This window comes from Oerskovia merdavium (genome assembly GCF_014836755.1).
In the GTDB taxonomy this organism is placed as follows: domain Bacteria; phylum Actinomycetota; class Actinomycetes; order Actinomycetales; family Cellulomonadaceae; genus Oerskovia; species Oerskovia merdavium.
Genome location: NZ_JACSQF010000005.1, coordinates 28,017 through 47,648 on the forward strand (window position 1 = coordinate 28,017; position 19,632 = coordinate 47,648).

At 73.8% G+C, this 19,632-nt stretch carries 15 protein-coding genes; 7 read left to right on the forward strand and 8 right to left on the reverse strand.

The features are described 5' to 3' along the window. Positions 1 to 107 precede the first annotated feature (107 nt). A complete protein-coding gene (locus tag H9641_RS06155; protein WP_191801989.1) occupies positions 108 to 602 on the reverse strand; it encodes a GNAT family N-acetyltransferase in 495 nt (164 codons plus the stop codon). Positions 603 to 673: 71 nt separating this feature from the next. Beyond that, positions 674 to 1,426, reverse strand: coding sequence for a DUF5701 family protein (locus H9641_RS06160; protein ID WP_225220082.1), 753 nt, complete (start codon positions 1,424 to 1,426; stop codon positions 674 to 676). Between the two features lie 228 nt (positions 1,427 to 1,654). Here H9641_RS06160 and H9641_RS06165 point away from each other — a divergent pair, with 228 nt between their 5' ends. Both H9641_RS06165 and H9641_RS06170 read left to right on the forward strand, forming a co-directional pair. Continuing rightward, entirely contained in the window at positions 1,655 to 3,814 is a 2,160-nt protein-coding gene (locus H9641_RS06165) for a TPM domain-containing protein (RefSeq protein WP_318244408.1), read from the forward strand. Between the two features lie 86 nt (positions 3,815 to 3,900). Then, on the forward strand, positions 3,901 to 4,695 hold the full coding sequence (locus H9641_RS06170) for a PspA/IM30 family protein (protein WP_191801991.1): 795 nt from the start codon (positions 3,901 to 3,903) through the stop codon (positions 4,693 to 4,695). 166 nt (positions 4,696 to 4,861) lie between these two features. Here the strand turns inward: H9641_RS06170 and H9641_RS06175 are convergent, their stop codons facing one another. Together H9641_RS06175 and H9641_RS06180 are read right to left on the reverse strand one after the other, a co-directional pair. Further along, complete coding sequence (locus tag H9641_RS06175; RefSeq protein WP_191801993.1) at positions 4,862 to 5,161, reverse strand: Dabb family protein; 300 nt, start codon at positions 5,159 to 5,161, stop codon at positions 4,862 to 4,864. 85 nt (positions 5,162 to 5,246) lie between these two features. Beyond that, positions 5,247 to 6,005, reverse strand: a complete 759-nt coding sequence (locus H9641_RS06180; protein ID WP_318244409.1) for a type 1 glutamine amidotransferase — start codon at positions 6,003 to 6,005, stop codon at positions 5,247 to 5,249. 172 nt (positions 6,006 to 6,177) lie between these two features. On the opposite strand from H9641_RS06180, the gene H9641_RS06185 reads away from it, so the two are divergent. After that, positions 6,178 to 6,786, forward strand: a complete 609-nt coding sequence (locus tag H9641_RS06185) for an NYN domain-containing protein (RefSeq protein WP_191801997.1) — start codon at positions 6,178 to 6,180, stop codon at positions 6,784 to 6,786. 98 nt (positions 6,787 to 6,884) lie between these two features. Here H9641_RS06185 and H9641_RS06190 read toward each other — a convergent pair whose 3' ends face one another. After that, positions 6,885 to 8,090 (reverse strand): winged helix DNA-binding domain-containing protein, encoded by a 1,206-nt coding sequence (locus H9641_RS06190; protein WP_191801999.1) that lies wholly within the window; start codon positions 8,088 to 8,090, stop codon positions 6,885 to 6,887. 139 nt (positions 8,091 to 8,229) lie between these two features. On the opposite strand from H9641_RS06190, the gene H9641_RS06195 reads away from it, so the two are divergent. The 4 genes from H9641_RS06195 (at position 8,230) to H9641_RS06210 (ending at position 12,086) form a co-directional block, all read left to right on the forward strand. Beyond that, positions 8,230 to 8,979 (forward strand): response regulator transcription factor, encoded by a 750-nt coding sequence (locus tag H9641_RS06195; protein WP_191802001.1) that lies wholly within the window; start codon positions 8,230 to 8,232, stop codon positions 8,977 to 8,979. After that, complete coding sequence (locus tag H9641_RS06200; protein ID WP_225220083.1) at positions 8,976 to 10,781, forward strand: sensor histidine kinase; 1,806 nt, start codon at positions 8,976 to 8,978, stop codon at positions 10,779 to 10,781. The genes H9641_RS06195 and H9641_RS06200 overlap by 4 nt, the downstream gene beginning before the upstream one ends. A gap of 62 nt (positions 10,782 to 10,843) precedes the next feature. Next, positions 10,844 to 11,581 (forward strand): HD domain-containing protein, encoded by a 738-nt coding sequence (locus H9641_RS06205; RefSeq protein WP_191802003.1) that lies wholly within the window; start codon positions 10,844 to 10,846, stop codon positions 11,579 to 11,581. A 214-nt stretch (positions 11,582 to 11,795) separates the two neighbouring features. Next, entirely contained in the window at positions 11,796 to 12,086 is a 291-nt protein-coding gene (locus H9641_RS06210) for a WXG100 family type VII secretion target (protein WP_191802005.1), read from the forward strand. Between the two features lie 1,001 nt (positions 12,087 to 13,087). Here the strand turns inward: H9641_RS06210 and atzF are convergent. The 3 genes from atzF to H9641_RS06225 form a co-directional block, all read right to left on the reverse strand. After that, a complete protein-coding gene (gene atzF, locus H9641_RS06215) occupies positions 13,088 to 14,962 on the reverse strand; it encodes an allophanate hydrolase (protein WP_191802007.1) in 1,875 nt (624 codons plus the stop codon). Positions 14,963 to 15,043: 81 nt separating this feature from the next. Further along, on the reverse strand, positions 15,044 to 18,694 hold the full coding sequence (gene uca, locus H9641_RS06220; protein ID WP_191802009.1) for an urea carboxylase: 3,651 nt from the start codon (positions 18,692 to 18,694) through the stop codon (positions 15,044 to 15,046). Between the two features lie 186 nt (positions 18,695 to 18,880). Further along, positions 18,881 to 19,582: a GntR family transcriptional regulator gene (locus H9641_RS06225; RefSeq protein WP_191802011.1), complete on the reverse strand. Its 702-nt coding sequence runs from the start codon at positions 19,580 to 19,582 to the stop codon at positions 18,881 to 18,883. Positions 19,583 to 19,632 lie beyond the last annotated feature (50 nt).

The following is a 19,632-nucleotide window of genomic DNA, read 5'->3' on the forward strand; positions in this document are numbered from 1 at the left end:
AACCCCCCCCCCCCACCCCCGGCCCCGCCTCCGATGCCCGAGACCCACCGGGGGCCGCTCCTGGTCGACGGGCAGGCTCCGCCGTCGGGCGGCGGGCCCGCCGCAGCTCAGAGCTCTCGGTAGTAGTGCACGAGGGGCAGGGCCGTGAATCCGCTCGCCTCGTACAAGGCTCGCGCCGGGCCGTGCCCGTCGTCGCCGCCGGTCCAGACGCTCGCGTACGCGCACCCTGCTTCTCTCATCAGGTCCAAGCAGGCGTCGGTGAGGGCGCGTCCCACTCCCGCCCGGTGTGCCGACGGGTCGACGGCGATGAGCTCGAGGTCACCGCTCCGCGGGCCGTCCGCGTCGTGCGCACCCAGGACCACGGAGGCGAACCCGACGACCTGTCCGTCGACCTCCGCGACGAGCGTCGTCGCGGCGTGCTGGGCGCACGTCGTGCGCACCGTCGCGGCCTGGATCCGGCGCCAGTCCGGATAGGCGAGCGCGTAGATCGCCTCACCGAGGAGGGCGCGCCACGCGTCGTACACCGGCTCCCAGGCGCGGAGCGAGAGATCCGTCAGATGCTCGGTGTCGGCGGGCTGGAAGGGCCTGATCGTCGTGGTCACGGCGCGAGCGTGGCACCCCCCGACGCACGGTCGCCAGCCATTTCCTCGGGCGGGTCGGCCGGCAGCGAGGTTCAGCGCCCCTCGGTACCCACGCGACGCGCGCCCGACGCGAACCCGAGCCACGTGTGACGGTTGCCCGCCCAGCACCAGCCGACCTTGGGCGCTCCGCGGCGTTCCTTGCCGTCGCGCCCCGTGCCGTTGGAGATCCACACTGCGGGCGTGCGGGAGTCGAGGCGCCCCTTGTCCTTGCGGAGCCGCGACCCGATCGTCATGAAGCAGTGGTTGCGCGCCACGACGTCGGGCGCCTGCAGGGCCCAGTGGATCCCCTCGCTGAGGACGAGGGGCGTGCGCCCCCGCCGGACGATCTCCGGCAGCGCCTCGTCGGGGGACCAGTTCGCCATGTCGTCCCCACGCTCGACGTCCGTCACCACGTAGAGCGCCTCCTCGGGCAGCTCGAGCCCTTCGAGGGGCTCGAACCGGTCCACGTCGTCCATGTCGACCACGACGAAACCTTCCTTGTCCCCCAGCCGGAGCAGCGGCGCGAGGACGGACGGTGCGGCGAGACGCGGGTGGACGGCGAGCAATCCGCCGTCGGGCACGCTCGCCGCAAGGCGCCCGACGGCGTCACGCACCTCGCGCCCGGACAGCCCGGCGAGGTCGTGGACGCCGAGCGCGATCAAGCGCTCCGCCTGGTGGGCCAGGGACGGCAGGGGCAGGAGCGCGGACGGGGTCGCGCCCGGGGTGCCGGACGACAGCGTCGTGGGGTCGGGCGACCGGACGGAAGGGGCTGCGGCGGGCGAGGACGTCGTCGTGCGGGGTGTCATGAGGACCTCTCGTCGGGGCGTGACGCTCGGAGAACACTGTACGCCGTACGAATATTCCCCTCCGGTGCCGACCGGCACCCGACGACGAGCACCCACCACCCGAGGTGGCTGCAACGCCTGAAAGGTCCGGATCACCCCGATCCGACCTCCGACGAAGGCCGGGTGAAATGCCCACCGGTGTCCGGAATCGCGATTGCGGGTCTGCTCGCCCTGGGAAAGGATCACGAGGTGACCTCGTCGTCCGATACCGCCGCGCCCTCTCGCCCTGCCCGCACGCCCCGGTCCGCGGTGCGCACCTGGCTCTCCCTGGTCGCCCTCGGCGCACTGGGACTCGCGACGTTCGCCTCACCCGCCGTCGCCGCCGGACCGACCTGGCAGGGCCAGGCAGATGCCTCGGCGCCGGTCACGACGACCGTGCCCGTCACCACCACGAGCCGCCTGCCCGCCGCGCAACCCCTCGACCTCCCAGGCCGCATCACCGACCCCGAGGGGGTCCTGGGGAGCCAGACCGACGAGGTCGAGGCCGCGATGGACCGCCTCGAGGCCGACACCCCGTACCAGCTCTACGTCGTGTACGTCGACACGTTCGACGGCCAGGACGCCCAGACCTGGGCCACCGCGACCGCCAACCTGTCAGGGCTGGGCCGGGACGACGTCCTGCTCGCCGTCGCGACCGAAGACCGTCGCTACGACCTCTCGGCCGACAACAACATCGGGCTCTCGGACGCCTCTCTCGACAAGGTCCAGGCCGCGGTCGAGGACGAGCTCAGCCAGGAGGAGTGGGCGCAGTCCGCGATCGTCGCCGCGAACACGCTGCGCACCGAGGCGACCGGTTCGTCGTCGTCGGGCGGGTCCGGCTGGCTGATCGCCCTCGTGGTGGGGCTGCTCGTCATCGCGGGCTTCTTCGTCGTCCGCTCGCTCCTGCGCAGGCGCCGCGGCACGGCCGCCCAGCCGGGCGGTCCCGACGAGGCCGACGAGCTCTCGCAGCTCCCGACCGACGAGCTCAACCGCCGCTCCAGCTCGGCCCTCGTCGCGATCGACGACGCCATCAAGACCTCCGAGCAGGAGCTCGGCTTCGCCCAGGCACAGTTCGGCCTCGAGGCGACCAAGGAGTTCCAGGCGGCGCTCGAGACGGGCAAGCAGAAGGTCTCGCAGGCGTTCGCGCTGCGCCAGCAGCTCGACGACCAGACCCCCGAGACGGAGCCCGTCTCGCGCTCCCTCATGGCCCAGATCATCACGTTGTGCGGCGAGGTCGCGGCCTCGCTCGACGCCGAGTCCGCCCAGTTCGACGAGCTGCGCGACCTCCAGTCCCGCGCCCCCGAGGTGCTCGACACCGTCGAGCGTCGCGCCGGAGAGGTCGAGGCCCGCATCGCCCCTGCCCGCAGCACGCTCGTAGGACTCTTCGCGACCTACCCCGAGGCCGCGCTCGCGTCGGTCGCGGCCAACCCCGACCAGGCCGCACAGCTCCTCACGGGCGCCCGCGAGGCCGTCGCCGCAGGACGCGAGGCCCTCGAGGGCAAGGACCGAGCGTCGGCCGTCGCGCACGCCCGCGCCGCCGAGAACGCCGTGGGGCAGGCCGTCGTGCTCCTCGACGCGGTCGACTCCGCGGGCGGCGACCTGGCCCAGGCCGGCAAGCGCCTCGACGTGGCCGTCGCCTCGATCACCGCGGACATCGCCGACGCTGCGCGCCTCGCCCCGGGCGACCCGGCCGTGACCGCCCGGTCCACCGAGGCCCAGGCCGCCGTGGCCGACGCCCAGGCCGCACGCAACGGCGGCGACCCGCTCGCGGCACTGCGTCGGCTCACCGACGCCGAGGCAGCGATCGACGCGGCCCTCGCTCCGTTCCGCGAGAGCGCCGAGCAGGCCGCGCGCGCGGCCGCGCTGCTGCGCGACACCCTCGGCCGGGTCGACTCGCAGATCCGCGCGACCAACTCGTTCATCGAGACCCGGCGCGGCGCCGTCGGGCCCGAGGCACGGACCCGGCTCTCCGAGGCCATCCGCTACCTCGGCGAGGCACGGGCCCTGCAGCCCACCGATCCCGTCCGCGCCCTCGCCACGGCCCAGCAGGCCGACTCCCTCGCCCAGTCCGCAGCCCAGCTGGCCCAGCGCGACGCGGCCGCGTGGGAGCAGCAGCAGAACGGTCCCGGCATGTTCGGCGGCGGCGGCTCGGGAGGCGGGAGCAACGTCGGCGGCATGGTTCTCGGCGGCATCCTCCTCGACCAGATCCTGCGCGGCGGAGGCGGCGGAGGCCGTCGCTCGAGCGGGGGGTTCGGCGGAGGCTTCGGCGGCGGCGGGTTCGGCGGAGGCGGTTCGTCCGGCCGGTCCTCGCGCGGTTCGTCCGGCGGCCGTTCGTCGGGCGGACGCTCCAGCAGAGGAGGACGGTTCTAGGGGGCGGCCCCGCAGGTCGCACCCCGCGCACCACGTCGTCACGACAGCACCGCGTACACGCACCCACGAGCAGGAAGGCACGACCGATGGCAGAGAAGCAGAGCATCTTCGGACGCATCACCCAGCTGGCCAAGGCGAACATCAACGCGCTCCTCGACGGCGCCGAGGACCCGCAGAAGATGCTGGACCAGCTCGTCCGCGACTACACGAACAGCATCGCCGACGCCGAGCAGGCCGTCGCGCAGACCATCGGGAACCTCCGCCTCGCCGAGCAGGACTACAACGAGGACGTCGCCGCCGTGCGCGAGTGGGGCGACAAGGCCGCGGCCGCGTCCGCGCGCGCGGACCAGTACCGGTCCGCGGGCGACTCGGCCAACGCCGACAAGTTCGACAACCTCGCCAAGGTCGCCCTCCAGAAGCAGATCTCCGCGGAGGGCGAGGTCCGCCAGGCCGAGCCCCTCATCTCCTCGCAGCGCGAGACGGTCGAGAAGCTCAAGACCGGGCTCGCGCAGATGAAGAACAAGCTGGGCGAGCTCAAGTCCAAGCGCGACTCGCTGGTCGCGCGGCAGAAGTCCGCCGAGGCGCAGCAGACCGTCCAGGGGGCGATCAGCTCGATCAACGTCCTCGACCCCACGAGCGAGGTCTCGCGCTTCGAGGAGAAGGTGCGCCGCGAGGAGGCCAAGGCGCTCGGCCAGGCCGAGGTCGCCGCGTCCTCGCTCGACGCGCAGTTCGAGGAGCTCGAGACCTCGGGGGCCAACATCGAGATCGAGGCGCGGCTCGCGGCGCTCAAGAGCGGCGGCTCGTCCCCCGCGCCGCAGATCTCTCCCACGACGGTGACCTCGATCGAGGCCGGCACGCAGGACGCGCCCAGCGAGTGGTAGGCGCCTGACGGCTCGCACGGGGCAGGGCACCCCACGCTCGGCGACGGCCGGCGACCACGAGGTCACCGGCCGTCGCCGTGTCGTCGGAAGGGCGGTCGCAGGGGCCGGTCCAGTGTCCGCGCGCCTTCTCAGTGGTGCCCGCCGGAGAGCCCTCGGTCTCGGCGGGTCAGGCCGCAGGCAGCGGCTCGTAGTCGATCTCCAGGAAGTCCTCGACCTCGGGGACCCAGCGGTCGGCGACGAACGCCCGGTGGTCGGGGTGCTGGTCGTAGGCCGCGTACGCCGCAGCGTCCGCGAACTCCATGGAGAAGCCGAACGTGAAGTCGTTCTTGGCGCTGGTCTGACGGAGCTGCTCGAACCGCTCGACCCCCGGGATCGCCGCGAGGACGCGGGCGTCGGTCAGGAAGGCGGTCTCGGCGGCGGACCCCTCGGGGTGGCGCAGGCGGAAGGCGACGGTGTGACGGATCATCCCGACACCCTGCCACCGACCACCCGGTCAACCCGGGCGGACACGCACACCCCGCCCCGTCGTCGCCGGGGCGAGCCCGCGCGGCCTACGCCCGCACGCCTCGGCGAGCGACGTCGTCGTGCACGGCGGCGAGGAACGACTCCGCAAGGAGGCGGCCCGTCTCGAGGACCTCGCCCTCGAACGGTGCGGCGTCGGCCAGGATGTTGGTCGTGTCGACGTCGTCGTGCTGGTCGGCCCAGCCGCGGATCGTGGCGAGCGTCGCCTCGGGGTGGAACTGGACCCCCAGGGCCGAGCCGTGGCGGAACGCCTGGTAGGGGTACATGTCCGACATGCCGAGCCACGACGCGCCCTCGGGCAGGTCGATGATCGCGTCGGCGTGCATGCTGACCGTCAGCGAGCGTGCACGCTTGCCCGTGCCCGCCGCGGCACGTGCGATCGGCCCCAGGACGGGGTCGCCCTCGGCGCCCGCCTTCCAGAAGACGCGGGTCAGGCCCGCCTCGCGACCGGGAGGGGCCGCGACCTGCACGCTCCCGCCGCCCGCGACCGCGAGCAGCTGGGCACCGAGGCAGATCCCGAGCGTCGGGACGTCCGAGTACACGGCAGCGGCCAGCAGGTCGCGCAGCGCGGGGAGCCACGGGGCGACGTCGTCGGCGTAGGCCGACATCTGCCCGCCCAGGACGACGAGACCGTCCCCCAGGTCGGTCGCGTCCGGCAGGGCATCCCCGTCGAAGGGACGCACGAGGCGGACGTCGGGCCCGAGCCGGTCGGCGAAGGCGTCCAGGGTGACGTCCGGGGAGTTCTGGACGACCGTGATCCGGACCGGGTCGAGAAGCTGCTGGTTCACCGCTGAAAGGTACTCGCCCCCAGGGGGTCCGGTGCAAACCGTGCTCACGCCTCGACCCGATCCGTGTCGGGGACGGGGCAGGGGCGGGCGTGCGACCCCGGCCGTCGAGCACGAGGTTGCGGTCGTCCGGCGCCCGTCCGACTCCTCGCGCCCCGCCGGATAGGCTGAGCCCATGTCGGACTTCAGCACGTCGAACGGCCTCGTCAGCACCCAGGGTGAGGCGCCGCGCCGCACCTACCTGATCGTCGACGGGGAGAACATCGACGCGACGCTCGGCATGAGCGTCCTGGGGCACCGCCCCAACCCCGAGGAGCGACCGCGCTGGGACCGCATCGTCGACTTCGCGGCCAACCTGTGGGCCCAGGACGTCACGCCGCTGTTCTTCCTGAACGCGTCGTCGGGTCAGATGCCCATGGCGTTCGTCCAGGCGCTGCTCGCGATGGGCTTCCGGCCCATCCCGCTGGCCGGGTCCAGCTCCGAGAAGGTCGTGGACATCGGTATCCAGCGCACGCTCGAGGCGCTCAAGGACCGCCAGGGTGACGTGCTCCTGGCGAGCCACGACGGCGACTTCATCCCGCAGGTCGAGGACCTGCTCGAGGACAGCGACCGCCGCGTCGGGCTCCTCTGCTTCCGTGAGTTCGTCAACTCGCGCTTCTCCGAGCTGGCCTCGCGCGGTCTGAGCTTCTACGACCTCGAGGACAACGTGGGGGCGTTCACGACGATCCTGCCGCGCGTCCGGATCATCCCGCTCGAGGAGTTCGACCCGCTGCGCTACCTCTGAGTCCACCGAGGGGCGGGGCCGCGCAGCACGCGCGACCCCGCCCTTCGTGCTCTGCGCAGCCCGCCCGATCACGCCGCCCCGGGGCAGCGCGTGCGGGCTCAGCCCCGCAGCTCGCGGTACAGGGGTGTGGGGAACGACGCGGTCACGCCTCCCCCGCCCAGCAGCGACCCGATCCGCGCGGCCTCGGCCTCGACGGCTGCGGCACCGTCGGTCCCGATGTCCTCGAGCAGCCGGGACACGACCTCCCCGTCGGGCCGCACGGCCCACGCCCCCACGATGCGCCCTTCCCACCAGACGGTCGCGCCGATGTTGCCCGCCGAGTCGAAGAGCTGCTCGCGGTGCGGACCGAGGTACCAGTCGCGGTGCTTCCAGCCCATCGCGGTGGGGTCGAGCGAGGGCAGCAGGGCGACGTGCCCGGCAGCGGACCCGAGCCCCGGAGCCGACGGCAGCACGGTCGAGCCGAGCACCACCCCCGCACCGAGCCCCTCGAGCTCGACCTCCCGGACGTCGAGCGCCGCGACCGCTGCCCGCGTCTGCCCCAGGTTCCACCCGGTCCACCACTGGAGGTCGGCCAGGGTCGCGGGCCCGAACGCCTCGAGCCAGGCCTGCGCGAGCCGCACGCGCGCCTCGGCCTCGTCGAGCTCCGGGATACCGCCGGGCAACCAGTCCTCGACGGGCCGCCACAGGAAACGGTTGGACGCCCAGCCACCGGTCGGCTCGCCCCGCACGATCCGTCCCTCGGCCGACAGCAGCGACAGCAGCGGCGAGGTGAGCGAGCGCCGCACGTCCCAGGACTTGGTCGTGGTGGGCAGGAACGCGGTCCGCAGCACGGGGGCCCGCGCCGAGAGCTGTGCCCCGGTCAGCGGCCCGTGCTGGGCCAGCGCGTCGTGGACCTGCTCCTCGGCGGCCGCGAGGAAGGTCTCGGCGTCCTCGACGGGCGGGTCCGTGGGGAGGGTCGCGAGCTCCTTCAGGAGGCGGGCTCGCAGCCGGCGCCCGACGGCGGCGCTCGCCCCCGCGTGGACGACCGGCACCATGTCGCGCGCCACGACGAACAGGGTGCGGCGCATGGCCAGGACGCGCACGAGGGTGCGCCGGTCGTACATCGCGGCCGCCACGTCCTCGATGCGCAGCTCGGGCACGCGCGCGAGGACCGAGAGGTAGACGCTGGGCGCGTCGGTCGCGTGGAGGGCGACGAGCCGGTCGACGACGCCCTCGACCGTGCTCTCCGGGGCGGGACCGCCCGCCCCGAGGTCGAGCTGGTGCGCGACGAGCCGCGCCCTCCTCTGGTCGTCGCTGATCCGCATGCCTGCATCCTTCCGTCTCGACCGGCTGCTGTCAGTGCCAGGGCGGCTCCGGCCCCCATGCTCCGGCACACCACCCACAGCCCCTCGGCGCACCGTTCGCGCCCAGGCGACTCCCAGGGTTCGGTCGCACACTGGAACCATGAGCGAACCCGAGGCGCGGCTGGTCGTCGTCGACGACGAGCCCAACATCCGTGAGCTGCTGTCCACTTCCTTGCGTTTCGCGGGGTTCGAGGTGTTCGCCGCGGCGGACGGCACGAGCGCGCTCAAGCTCGTGCGCGAGGTCGAGCCGGACCTCGTGGTCCTGGACGTCATGCTCCCCGACATGGACGGCTTCACCGTGACCCGGCGCATGCGCGCCACGGGTCAGCACACACCCGTGCTGTTCCTCACGGCGCGCGACGACACGCAGGACAAGGTCACGGGCCTCACGGTCGGTGGCGACGACTACGTGACCAAGCCCTTCAGCCTCGAAGAGGTCGTGGCCCGCATCCGTGCGGTGCTGCGCCGCACGCACGCCGAGCCCGAGGACACCGCGGTGCTGCGCTTCGCGGACCTCGAGCTCGACGAGGACTCGCACGAGGTGCGCCGCGCGGGTCAGGTCGTGGACCTGTCCCCGACCGAGTTCAAGCTGCTGCGCTACCTCATGCTCAACGCCGGCCGCGTGCTCTCGAAGTCGCAGATCCTCGACCACGTCTGGCAGTACGACTGGGGCGGCGACGCGAACATCGTCGAGTCCTACATCTCGTACCTGCGTCGCAAGATCGACAACCTCACGGTGACCGGTCCCGACGGCACCGAGGAGCCCGTGCAGCCGCTCATCCACACCAAGCGTGGCGTGGGCTATCTGCTGCGCACGCCCCCGGAGTCCGGGAGCACCCGCAGGTCATGAGCACGCCTTCGTCCGGCCGCCCGGCCGGGGCATCCGGGGGCGCGCTGCCCCCGGTCCCGCCGCCTCCGCCGTCCCGGTCGTCCGGCCCGACGACGTCACGCCCCTCCTCGACGCCCCGCACCCAGGGTGCGGCGCGTCCTGGGAGGAAGGCGGCGCCGTCGGGCGGCGATCCCGGCTCCGGCAGCGGCGGCTCCGGCGGTGCCGACCGCGCGAGCGGTCCCCCCAGCGCCGGTGGCCACGGCCCCGACGCGCCACCCGTCCCCTCGCCCGACGAGCCCCGCCCCTACGGTCGCCCCGTCCCCACCGAGAACTGGGGCTGGTTCGCCCGGGTGCCCCTGCGGGCACGTCTCGTCGCGATCATCGCGCTGCTGCTCGCCGCGGGCCTGGGCATCACGGCCCTCGCGACGACGACCGTGGTCGCGCAGTACCTCGTGGGGCAGGTCGACCAGCAGCTCGACCTCACCGCCTCCGCGGTCGCCGACGAGACGTTCCGAGGCAACGAGTCGAGGTCCACGCTGCCCAGCGAGTACTACGTCCTGATCCGCTGGAACAACGGCGCCGAGACGCCCAACTACTGGGACCCGGTCGTCGAGCGCTCGGGCACGCCGCAGATCCCGACGTTCATGGCCCAGGAGGTGGCGACGCGCACGGGCACGCCGTTCACGGTCTCGTCGGTCGGCGGGACCAAGCCGGCCGAGTGGCGCGTCGTGCCCTACCCGGTCATCAGCAAGCTCACGGGCGAGACCGTCGGCACCGCCTACGTCGCGCTCCCGCTCAGCGGCATCCACGAGACCGTCAAGGTGCTCGGCAGGACGCTCGCGGTCAGCGCCCTGGGGATCGCGCTGATCGGTGGCGCGGTCGCCTACCTCGCGGTCCAGCGGGCGCTGCGCCCGCTGCGCGAGATCGAGGAGACCGCAGCCGACATCGCGGGCGGCGACCTGACCCGGCGCATCCGCCCCGCCCCGCCGAGCACCGAGGTCGGCTCGCTCGCGGCCTCGCTCAACACCATGCTCAACCACATCGAACGGGCGTTCGCAGCCTCGGAGGCGTCCGAGGCCCGCATGCGACGCTTCGTCTCGGACGCGAGCCACGAGCTGCGCACACCGCTCGCGACCGTGCGCGGCTACGGCGAGCTGTACCGGATGGGGGCGTTGACGACTCCTGAGCAGATGGACGACACCATGCGGCGGATCGAGGACTCCGCGACGCGCATGGGCACGCTCGTCAACGACCTGCTCGCGCTCGCCCGCCTCGACGAGGGACGTCCCATCCGCCACGAGCCCGTGAACCTCGCGGCCCTCGCCCGGGACTCGGCGGGCGACCTGCACGCCCTGGACCCGACCCGTCCGGTGCGTGTCGTCGGCCTGGGCGGGGGCGCGGCCGACGCGCCGTCCGAGCTCACCGTGATCGGGGACGAGGACCGGCTGCGGCAGGTGCTCGCCAACCTCATCGGCAACGTCTCCCAGCACACCCCCGCAGGTACCCCGGTCGAGATCGCGCTCGGGACCGGCGCGCCCCAGGAGGGCGGCGGGGCGGACGTCGCGGTGCTCGAGGTCCGCGACCACGGGCCGGGCATCACGCCCGAGCAGGCGGCCCACGTGTTCGAGCGGTTCTACCGCGCCGACTCGTCGCGCAACCGCGCCTCGGGAGGCTCGGGACTCGGGATGGCGATCGTCGCCGCGATCGTCGGGGCGCACCAGGGACACATCTCGGTGGCCCCCACGCAGGGCGGTGGCCTCACGGTTCATGTGGAACTCCCGACACGACGCTACGATGACGGGTCGTCGCCCGATCGGACGTAGGCTCGAGATGAACCTGTGGACCGACGGCGCACCCCGTTCCCGCATCGAAGAAGGCTGATCTCATGGGCGTCACCACCTCTGACGCACCGCAGTGGTTGCTCACCTCCTGGACCCGTAGCTGCCGAGGCGCCGGGGCGACCGCCCCCGACGACGAGATCCGCGCCGTGGGCGACGGTCTCCTCGAGCGCTGGAGCCAGCCGGACCGTCACTTCCACAACGTGCGGCACCTCGCCGACGTCCTCGGCCGGGTCGACGAGCTCGCGCAGGAGACGCACGACGCCGACGTGGTCCGCCTCGCTGCCTGGTACCACGGCGCGATCTTCGACGCGGCCCGCAAGGCCGCGTACGCCAACAAGGGCGGAGAGGACGAGACCGCGAGCGCCGCGCTCGCGTTCGACCAGCTCTCCTCGCTGGGCGTGCCGGAGAAGGCGTGCCGGCGGGTCGCGTTCCTCGTGAACGCGCTCGTGCGACATGCCCCCGACCCCGCGGACTTCGACTGCGCGGTGCTGTGCGACGCGGACCTCGCGATGCTCGCGGGCGAGCCGCAGCGGTACAAGGAGTACCTCAAGGACGTGCGCGACGAGTACGCGCACATCCCGCTCCCGGACTACCTGCGGGCGCGCATCGCGATCATCACCAAGCTGCTCGACCGGCGCACCCTCTTCTCGAGCCCCATGGGCGCCGCGTGGGAGGAGCCGGCACGGCAGAACCTGGATGCCGAGCTCCAGCGCCTGCGCAAGGAGCAGGCCAAGCTGCAGGCGTCGGCGCCGCCGGCGCTCGTCGCACCGTCTCCCTCCTGAGCAGCTCCTCCTCGCGCGCCGCCACCCCGCGGTGCCGTCCCCGTGGGACGGGCCGTGCACGGCCTCGCCTCGTGAGGCCCTGTCCACAGGCGCCGGGTCGCTCCCTGCCCGACGACGTCGCTCCCCTCTAGCGTCCTGCTCACCCGGTCGCGCACTCCGCGCCGGGTCGGGGCGCCGACCGGTGCCCCCGCGGACGCTGGAGAGGCAGGACGTCATGAGCAGGTACGAGGTCGACAGTGCACGGGTCGCGCAGGCGAGCACCGCGGTCGGAGGCTCCGTCACGGCCATCCGCACCGAGGTCGGAGCGATGCTGCGTCATCTCCAGGACCTCCAGGCGAGCTGGCAGGGCGGCGCGGCGACCGCGTTCGCCGGGGTCATGACCGAGTGGCAGGGGGCTCAGGTGCACGTCGAGACAGCGCTGGACTCGATCACCGCAGCCTTGGGATCGGCCGCTCAGACGTACGCCGACGCGGAGGCCCAGGCGTCGAGGCTGTTCCTGCGCTGACCCCGCAGGACCGGGCTCGCGGAGGCCGCTAGGCTCCCCTCCATGCCGCGCCGCCGCCAGTCCGCCGCCTCCCGTGCCGTGCCGTTCGAGGTCGTCGAGGACCTGGACGACGAGCTCGTGCCCCCGGGAGCCTCGGCGGAGGCAGCGGCGGCCGACGGCTCCCCTCCGGCCGGGGACCTCGGCAGCGGTGCTGGTGAGGGTGCTGACGTCGCCCCGAGGCGCCTCGGTGAGCCGGCCTCCGGGGTCGGGGACGCGCCGTCGGGCGGGCGGGCGATCCGCTGGAAGCCGTGGACGGCCGCCGCCGGCGTCCTGGCCCTCGTGGTCGGCGGGCTCGCGATCGGCGGGGAGATCGAGGAGCGACGCACCGCGTCGCGGCTCGTCGCGAGCGAGGGCGGCGTGCTTCCCTTCACCGGACCACCGCGCGAGCTGTGGTCGCTCGACCTGAGCGACCGCGTCTGGATGCCGTCCGGGGGCCTGCTCCTGGGCCAGGTCGGCGTCGAGGGCCTCACGGCCGTCGACGTCCTGTCCGGGAACGAGGTGTGGCAGGCGGTGGTCGGACCGGACGCGATCTGCGGCCGGTCCGGCACGTGGCAAACCTTCGTCCAGGAGGCCGGTCCTCTGCTGTGCCTGTCGGGCACCGCGGACGCCATGGTCGTCTCGGTCCTGGGTCCGGAGGGTCAGGTCACGGCGAGCCGGGACCTCGGGCCGGTCGACGAGGGGTCGAGCTACGCCGTCGGGCCGGGAGCCACGGTCGTCCACGTGCGTCGTGACGGGCCCGTCGGGCCGCCTGTCGGGCCGCGCGAGATCTACGACGAGAACGGAGAAAGTTCGCGCGCCCGAAACGGGGCGTCCAAGGAACGGACAGATCATGACGATCTGCCATCTCGTACGCTCTGGGGACCTGTCCGGTCCTTCGTCTCCGCCCCCGGCGTCGCCGGGAACACCGGCGGGCCGCCCGGCCAGGTCTCCCCGGCCGGACGGCCCGCCCCTTCTCGCGAGGGTCAGTCGAGCGCGAGCACCTCCTTCCCCGAGGCGCTCACCTCCAGGTACGCCCGCCACGACCGCAGGTGCGTGATGTCGGCCCCCTGCTCCGCGGCACGGTGCGAGCACCCGAACCCGACGACCGACCCTCCGTCCTCCAGCTCGACCTGACCCAGGGTCATGGGTGCGGGCAGGTCGGCCAGGAAGCGTCCGAGGGCCCCGTCGGTGACCTCCCAGACCTCGCCCTCGACGGGCGCCCCCTCGCCCGGCGCCACGCGGACGAGCCCGGGCTTCGGCGGCGTCGTCGGCAGGGCCACGAGCCGGTACGCGTCGCTCGTCCGCGTGGGACCCACGTAGCGTGCCCCGAGGTCCTGGAGCTGTCCGTTGAGCGGCTGGCCCCGCAGGTGGGCCCCGAACACCGCGAGGCGCCGGACCGGCGGCCCGAACCGTGGCCCGCCGTCCCCCCGCCCCCCGGGCGCGAGCCCGACCTCTCCCCCGGCGACGAACCGCTCGGCGAGGTCGAGCGCCGACGCGTCGTCGAACGCCCGGGAGATGACGCTGATCCCGAACGGCCCGCCGTCGGCCTCGCCCGCGGGGACCGCGACCGCCGCAAGGTCCAGGAGGTTCACGAAGTTGGTGAACGTCCCCATGCGACGGTTGATCTCGACCGGCTCCGCCGCGACCGCCGCGAGCGTGGGGTGCTCGGTCGTGGTGGGCAGGACCAGGAGGTCGACCCCCGCCATCGCGGCGAGGGTCGCGACCCGTGCACGCTCGAGCGTCTCGCGGTCCTGGACGTACCGCGCGGCGGGGATGTCCTTGCCTCCCAGGATGATCGCCGCGACCGTCGGGTCGAGCCCCGGCCCCCCGGCCTCGATGTGCGCACCGACCGCGGCGAACCGCTCCGCGACGATCGCGCCGTCGTAGAGGAGCCTCGCGGCGTCGAGCATCGGACGGATGTCGACCTCGACGACCTCGGCACCGATCGCCGCGAGCCGCCCGCGCACGCTCTCGAACGCACCCCGCCATGCGGGCTGGAGCGCCGCGAGGCCCTCGCTCGTGGGCAGCCCCACGACAGGTCGCTCGCGCAGCGCGGCCCGGGCGTCCACGGGCCACGTCCGGGCGGTCGGGTCCGTGCCGTCCGGCCCGGCCATGACCGCGGTCGCGGTCACGCCGAGCCGGACGTCGCGCGTGAACGTGGTGACGACGTCGTAGCTCCGGCACGCGGGGACGACCCCCGTGACGGGCACGAGCCCGATCGTCGACTTGATGCCCACGATCCCGTGGAGGGCAGCCGGGACGCGCCCGGAGCCGGCCGTGTCGGTGCCCAGCGCGACGTCGACGATCCCCAGCGCGACGGCGACGGCCGAGCCCGAGCTCGAACCGCCCGAGACGCGGTCGGGCAGCGACGCGTGCCGGACCGCGCCGTACGGGCTCCTCGTCCCGACGAGCCCCGTCGCGAACTGGTCGAGGTTCGTCTTGCCGATCACGACGCACCCGGCGTCCACGAGCCGCTGCACCGCGGTCGCGCTCGCTCCCGGCACCGAGGCGAACGACGGGCACGCGGCGGTCGTCGGGAGCCCCCGGACGTCGATGTTGTCCTTGACCGCGAGCGCCGTGCCGTGGAGCGGCAGGTCCTCGCCCGCTGCTGCCCGGCGGTCGACCTCGCGCGCGGCGGCGAGCGCCGCGGCCTCGTCCACGACCGTGATCCACACCTCCGGCCGGTCGACCTCGCGCAGGCGTGCATAGGCCGCGGCGACCCTCGTCACGGCAGGACCCGCCTCCCGGCCGTCCGGGTGACCGGCTGCCCGGTCGGCGGCCGACCCCTCGGGGCCGTCCGGTCCGTCAGGGGTGAGCGCTCGCCCGTCGGTCGTCGCGTGGTCGTGCGTGGTCGTCATTCGGCTCTCCGTCGTTCGTGCGGGACTGGGCTGGGTAGGCGCCCCGGACCTGCTGGCCGGCAGGTAGGGGGCGCGGCGCGTTCACGCGTCGGCGACGAGCACCAGCGGCGTCCCGGGTCCGACGAGCCGCCCGGGCTCGACCAGGAGGCGGGCGACGCGACCGGCACCCGTCGCGGTCACCCGCAGCTCGAGCTTCATGGCCTCGAGCACGAGCAGCGGGTCCCCCTGCTCGACCACCTGGTCGACCTCGACCTCGAGCCGCCAGACGCTCGCGACCATGGGGGCGTGCACCACGTGGTGGCCGTCGGGGACGTCGACGTCGAGCGTGCCGTCGGCCGCGCCGGTCCCCGTCGACGGTCTGGGAGCCTCGCCCTCGCTCCCCCGGTCGAGCTCGCCCGAGGCCGCCCAGGCCGCGCGCTCGGCGGCGAAGGCGACGTCCTGGCGAGCGGTGAACGCCTCGATCGACCCCGCGTTCTCCGCGAGGAAGTCGAGGTGCTCGCGGAGGCCGAACGTCTCGTCGTCGACCTCGACGTCGAGCCGCCCGGCCGCGAAGTCGGCGCGCTGCTCGAGCAGCTCCTCGGGGCTCACGGGGTGCCACACGACCCGGTCGAAGAAGCGCAGGAGCCAGGGCTTGCCCTGCTCGAACACGCCGCGCTGACGGTGCCCGCTCCAGATGGGCACGGTCCGGCCGACGAGCTGGTACCCGCCGGGGCTCTCCATCCCGTACACGCACAGGTACTTGCCCCCGAGGCCGACCGCGTCCGACGGGGTCCACGTGCGGGCCGGGTTGTACTTGGTCGTCACGAGCCGGTGGCGCGGGTCGAGCGGCACCGCGAGGGGCGCACCCAGGTAGACGTCGCCGAGGCCCAGCACCAGGTACTCGGCGTCGAACACCGCCTGTCGCACGTCCTCGACCGTGTCCAGGCCGTTGATGCGCCGGATGAACTCGATGTTGGACGGGAGCCACGGGGCCTCGGGGCGGACGCCCGCGGCGTACCGGGAGACGGCCTCCTGGATCGAGGGGTCGTCCCAGCTCAGCGGCAGGTGGATGCGGCGGCTGGGCACGCGCAGGTCCACGGTCGCGGGCAGGTCCTCCTCGAGGTCCTGCAGGATCCCGACGAGCCGCCCGACGGGCAGGACGTCCGGATCGACGTGCAGGTGCAGGCTCCGGACCCCCGGCGTCACGTCGACCAGACCCGCGAGCCCCAGCGCGAGCAGCGCCTCGGACAGCGCGTGGACGCGCATCCGCAGGCCCAGGTCGAGCGTCCGCTCGCCGTACTCCACGAGCACGTTGTCGTCGCCTCCGCGCAGGTACACGACCTCGGGCCGGTCTCCCGACGGCGTCCCTCGCCGCACGCCCGACGTCGCCAGGACGCCGTCGTCGCCCGTCGTCCGGACGGACCCGGGCGAGACGGTGGGCTGCGCACGCAGCCGGTCGGAGCCACGGAGCTCGTCCGCGGCGGCCGGGGTCACCGGCACGAACCGGACGGTGTCCCCCGGCCGGATCTGACCGAGCTTCCAGCGGGCGGCCGCCACGACCGTGACCGGGCACGCGAAGCCGCCGAGGCTGGGTCCGTCGGGGCCGAGCAGGATGGGCGTGTCGCCGCTGACGTTGAGCGCGCCGACCGAGTAGGGGTTGTCGTGCAGGTTCGACGGGTGCAGGCCCGCGTCCCCGCCGTCGGGGCGCGCCCAGGTCGGCGCGGGCCCGGTGAGCCGGATCCCGGTGCGGTTCGCGTGGGACTGGACGCCCCAGGTGGTGCCGTAGATCAGCTCCATGTCGCCCCGCGTGAAGTAGGTGGGCGCCGGCTGGGGTCCCTCCTGGACCGCGATCTCCCACGCGTGCCCCAGGACGGGGCGGTCGGCCACGGGCACGGCGCGAGCCGCAGCCCCGGTCGACGCCTCGGCCTCGCCCGGGACCAGCACGTCACCGAGGACGAGGGCCCGACCGGTGTACCCGCCGAACCCGCCGAGCGTGAACGTCGAGGCCGAGCCCAGGTAGTCGGGGACGTCGAGGCCTCCGGCAATCAAGACGTAGGTGCGCAGCCCCGCGTCGAGCGGGGCCCCGACCTCGAGCACGGAGCCTGCGGCGAGGACCACGGGCTCCCACTGGGGCACGGGCTCCCCGTCGACCGTGACGACCGCGTCGGCCCCCGTCACGCACACGGTCGCGCCGTGCGAGAAGCGCAGCCGCGGCCCCGTGAGGGTGCACTCGAGCCCGGGCGCTCCCTCACCGTTCCCCAGCACCAGGTTGCCGAGCCGGAACGACAGGTCGTCCATGGGGCCCGAGGGCGAGATCCCGACGTCCCAGTGCCCCACGCGCCCGGGCCAGTCCTGGACGGTCGTCATGACGCCGGGGGCCAGGACCTCGATCCACGGCTCGTCGTCGACGACCGACGCGAGGGTCCCGGTCGTGTGCTCGCCCGCGCGCACCACGGCGTCGTCGAGCGCGCTGCGCAGGAGCGGCAGGTTGGTCTGCAGGCCCACGAGCCGCGAGCCCGCGAGCGCCGCGGCCAGGGCGTCGAGCGCCGCCTCGCGGTCCGCCCCGTGCCCGATCACCTTGGCGAGCAGCGGGTCGTAGTGCGAGGTGACCTCCTGGCCGGCCTCGACCCAGGTGTCGACCCGGATGCCCGGCTCGTCCTCGGGGAGAGTGACGTGCGTGAGCAGACCTGCGCTCGGCCGGTAGCCCCGGCGCGGGTCCTCGGCGTAGACGCGCGCCTCGACCGCGTGCCCCGTGCGGGTCGGGCCCTCGTCGGGCACGCCGTCGAGGAGGTCGTCCTCGCCGCCCGCGAGGCGGAGCATCCAGGCGACGAGGTCGACCCCGGTGACGGCCTCGGTCACCGGGTGCTCGACCTGGAGACGGGTGTTGACCTCGAGGAACGAGAGCTCCTCGCGCTCGACGTCGTAGACGTACTCGACCGTGCCCGCCGAGCGGTAACCCACCGAGGCCGCGAGGCGGCGCGCCGAGGAGTGCAGCCGCTCGCGCAGCGCGTCGTCGAGCCCTGGCGCGGGGGCCTCCTCGACGACCTTCTGGTGGCGGCGCTGGAGCGAGCAGTCGCGGTCGCCGAGGGACACGACCCTGCCCCTCCCGTCACCGAAGAGCTGGACCTCGAGGTGCCGGGCCCGCGTGACGAACCGTTCGAGGAACAGTCCCGCCGACCCGAAGCTCGACGCCGCGAGCCGCTCGACGCGCAGGTAGGCGTCGGTCAGGTCGGCGGGCCCGTGGCACGCGTGCATCCCGATCCCGCCGCCCCCGCCGACGGCCTTGAGCATCACGGGGTACCCGATGCGCCCGGCCTGCGCCAGGGCGTCCTCGACGCCGTCGAGCACTCCGCTGCCGGCGACGAGCGGGACCCCGCTGCGCGCGGCGGCCTCCCGGGCCGAGGCCTTGTCGCCGAACACCCGCAGGTGCTCGGGGGTCGGACCGACGAAAGCCATCCCGCGCGCCTCGACCGCGGCCGCGAACGCCGCGTTCTCGGACAGGAAGCCGTAGCCGGGGTGCACCGCACCGGCACCGGACTCCGCGGCCGCGCCCAGCACGCGCTCGACGTCGAGGTAGCTCTGCGCGGCGGGAGCGGGCCCCAGGTGGACCGCGGCGTCGGCGAGCCGGACGTGCGGTGCGTCGCGGTCGGCGTCGGAGTAGACGGCCACGGTCTTCAGACCGAGGCCCTGCGCCCCCCGGATGATCCGGACGGCGATCTCGCCCCGGTTGGCGACCAGCAGCGTGTCGAACATGAGGACCCCCGTGAGGACGGTCTCCGGTCGGTCCGGAGCACAGGTGGACCGGGGTGTATACACCTCGGTATCCAGTGCTCACACGCTAGGAAGCGGCTGTTTCGCAGGGTCGGTCACGCCGTTAAGCGCGTGTTACGAGACGGCCGGTCCGGTCGGGCAGGACCCGTCCGGACCGGCCGCGGCCGCTCAGCCCGCGAGCGCCATGCGGGACATGGCACCGCTGGCCCGCTCCATGACGACCTCGAGCGACTCGCCCACGTGCTTGTGCAGCGCCGTCCTGGCCGCGAGCAGGTCGTCGGCCAGGACGAGCTCCATGATCTCGATGTGCTCGTCGACCGTGACCTGGATGCGCTCGTGCTCGATGAAGTCGTACATGCGCACGGCACGCACCTTCTCGTTGACCACCACGAGGGCGTCGGTCAGCCGTTGGTTGCCCGCCGCACGGGACAGCGCGGTGTGGAACTGCTCGTCGAGCATCACGAAGCCCGGGTCCGGTGGCGGGACGTCCTCGCGGATCTCGTACCACCGGTCGAGCTCGGCGCGCACGGCCGGGAGGTCGTACGCGAGGTCGGCGTTCTCGATGATCCTCGACACCCCGCGCAGCTCGAGCGTGACCCGCAGCTCGTAGAGGTCGCGCAGGTCCTGGAGGCTCGGCAGCACCACGGCGTAGCCGAAGTCCGTCCGCTCGACCAGGCCGTCGGACAGCAACCGGCTCAGTGCCTCGCGCACGGGCGTGCGCGAGACCTCGAACCGCTTGCTGAGCTTGGGCTCGGTGAGCCGCTCGCGCGGCCCGACGCGCCCGTTGAGGATCTCGGTCCGCAGGGCCGCGTAGACCGCTTCTCGCAGGGAGGTCGGCGCGACCTCCGCCGCCTCGGTCGTCCCACTCATCTGGCCCACTTCCCTCCGCCGTCGGGTCGTGCAGGCAGCGCCCGACCCGT

Coding starts and splice junctions, on each gene's coding strand:
- H9641_RS06160 (WP_225220082.1), bottom strand. CDS start 1,426: ATGACACCCCGCACGACGACGTCCTCGCCCGCCGCAGCCCCTTCCGTC.
- H9641_RS06170 (WP_191801991.1), top strand. CDS start 3,901: ATGGCAGAGAAGCAGAGCATCTTCGGACGCATCACCCAGCTGGCCAAG.
- H9641_RS06175 (WP_191801993.1), bottom strand. CDS start 5,161: ATGATCCGTCACACCGTCGCCTTCCGCCTGCGCCACCCCGAGGGGTCC.
- H9641_RS06185 (WP_191801997.1), top strand. CDS start 6,178: ATGTCGGACTTCAGCACGTCGAACGGCCTCGTCAGCACCCAGGGTGAG.
- H9641_RS06190 (WP_191801999.1), bottom strand. CDS start 8,090: ATGCGGATCAGCGACGACCAGAGGAGGGCGCGGCTCGTCGCGCACCAG.
- H9641_RS06195 (WP_191802001.1), top strand. CDS start 8,230: ATGAGCGAACCCGAGGCGCGGCTGGTCGTCGTCGACGACGAGCCCAAC.
- H9641_RS06200 (WP_225220083.1), top strand. CDS start 8,976: ATGAGCACGCCTTCGTCCGGCCGCCCGGCCGGGGCATCCGGGGGCGCG.
- H9641_RS06205 (WP_191802003.1), top strand. CDS start 10,844: ATGGGCGTCACCACCTCTGACGCACCGCAGTGGTTGCTCACCTCCTGG.
- H9641_RS06210 (WP_191802005.1), top strand. CDS start 11,796: ATGAGCAGGTACGAGGTCGACAGTGCACGGGTCGCGCAGGCGAGCACC.
- atzF (WP_191802007.1), bottom strand. CDS start 14,962: ATGACGACCACGCACGACCACGCGACGACCGACGGGCGAGCGCTCACC.
- uca (WP_191802009.1), bottom strand. CDS start 18,694: ATGTTCGACACGCTGCTGGTCGCCAACCGGGGCGAGATCGCCGTCCGG.
- H9641_RS06225 (WP_191802011.1), bottom strand. CDS start 19,582: ATGAGTGGGACGACCGAGGCGGCGGAGGTCGCGCCGACCTCCCTGCGA.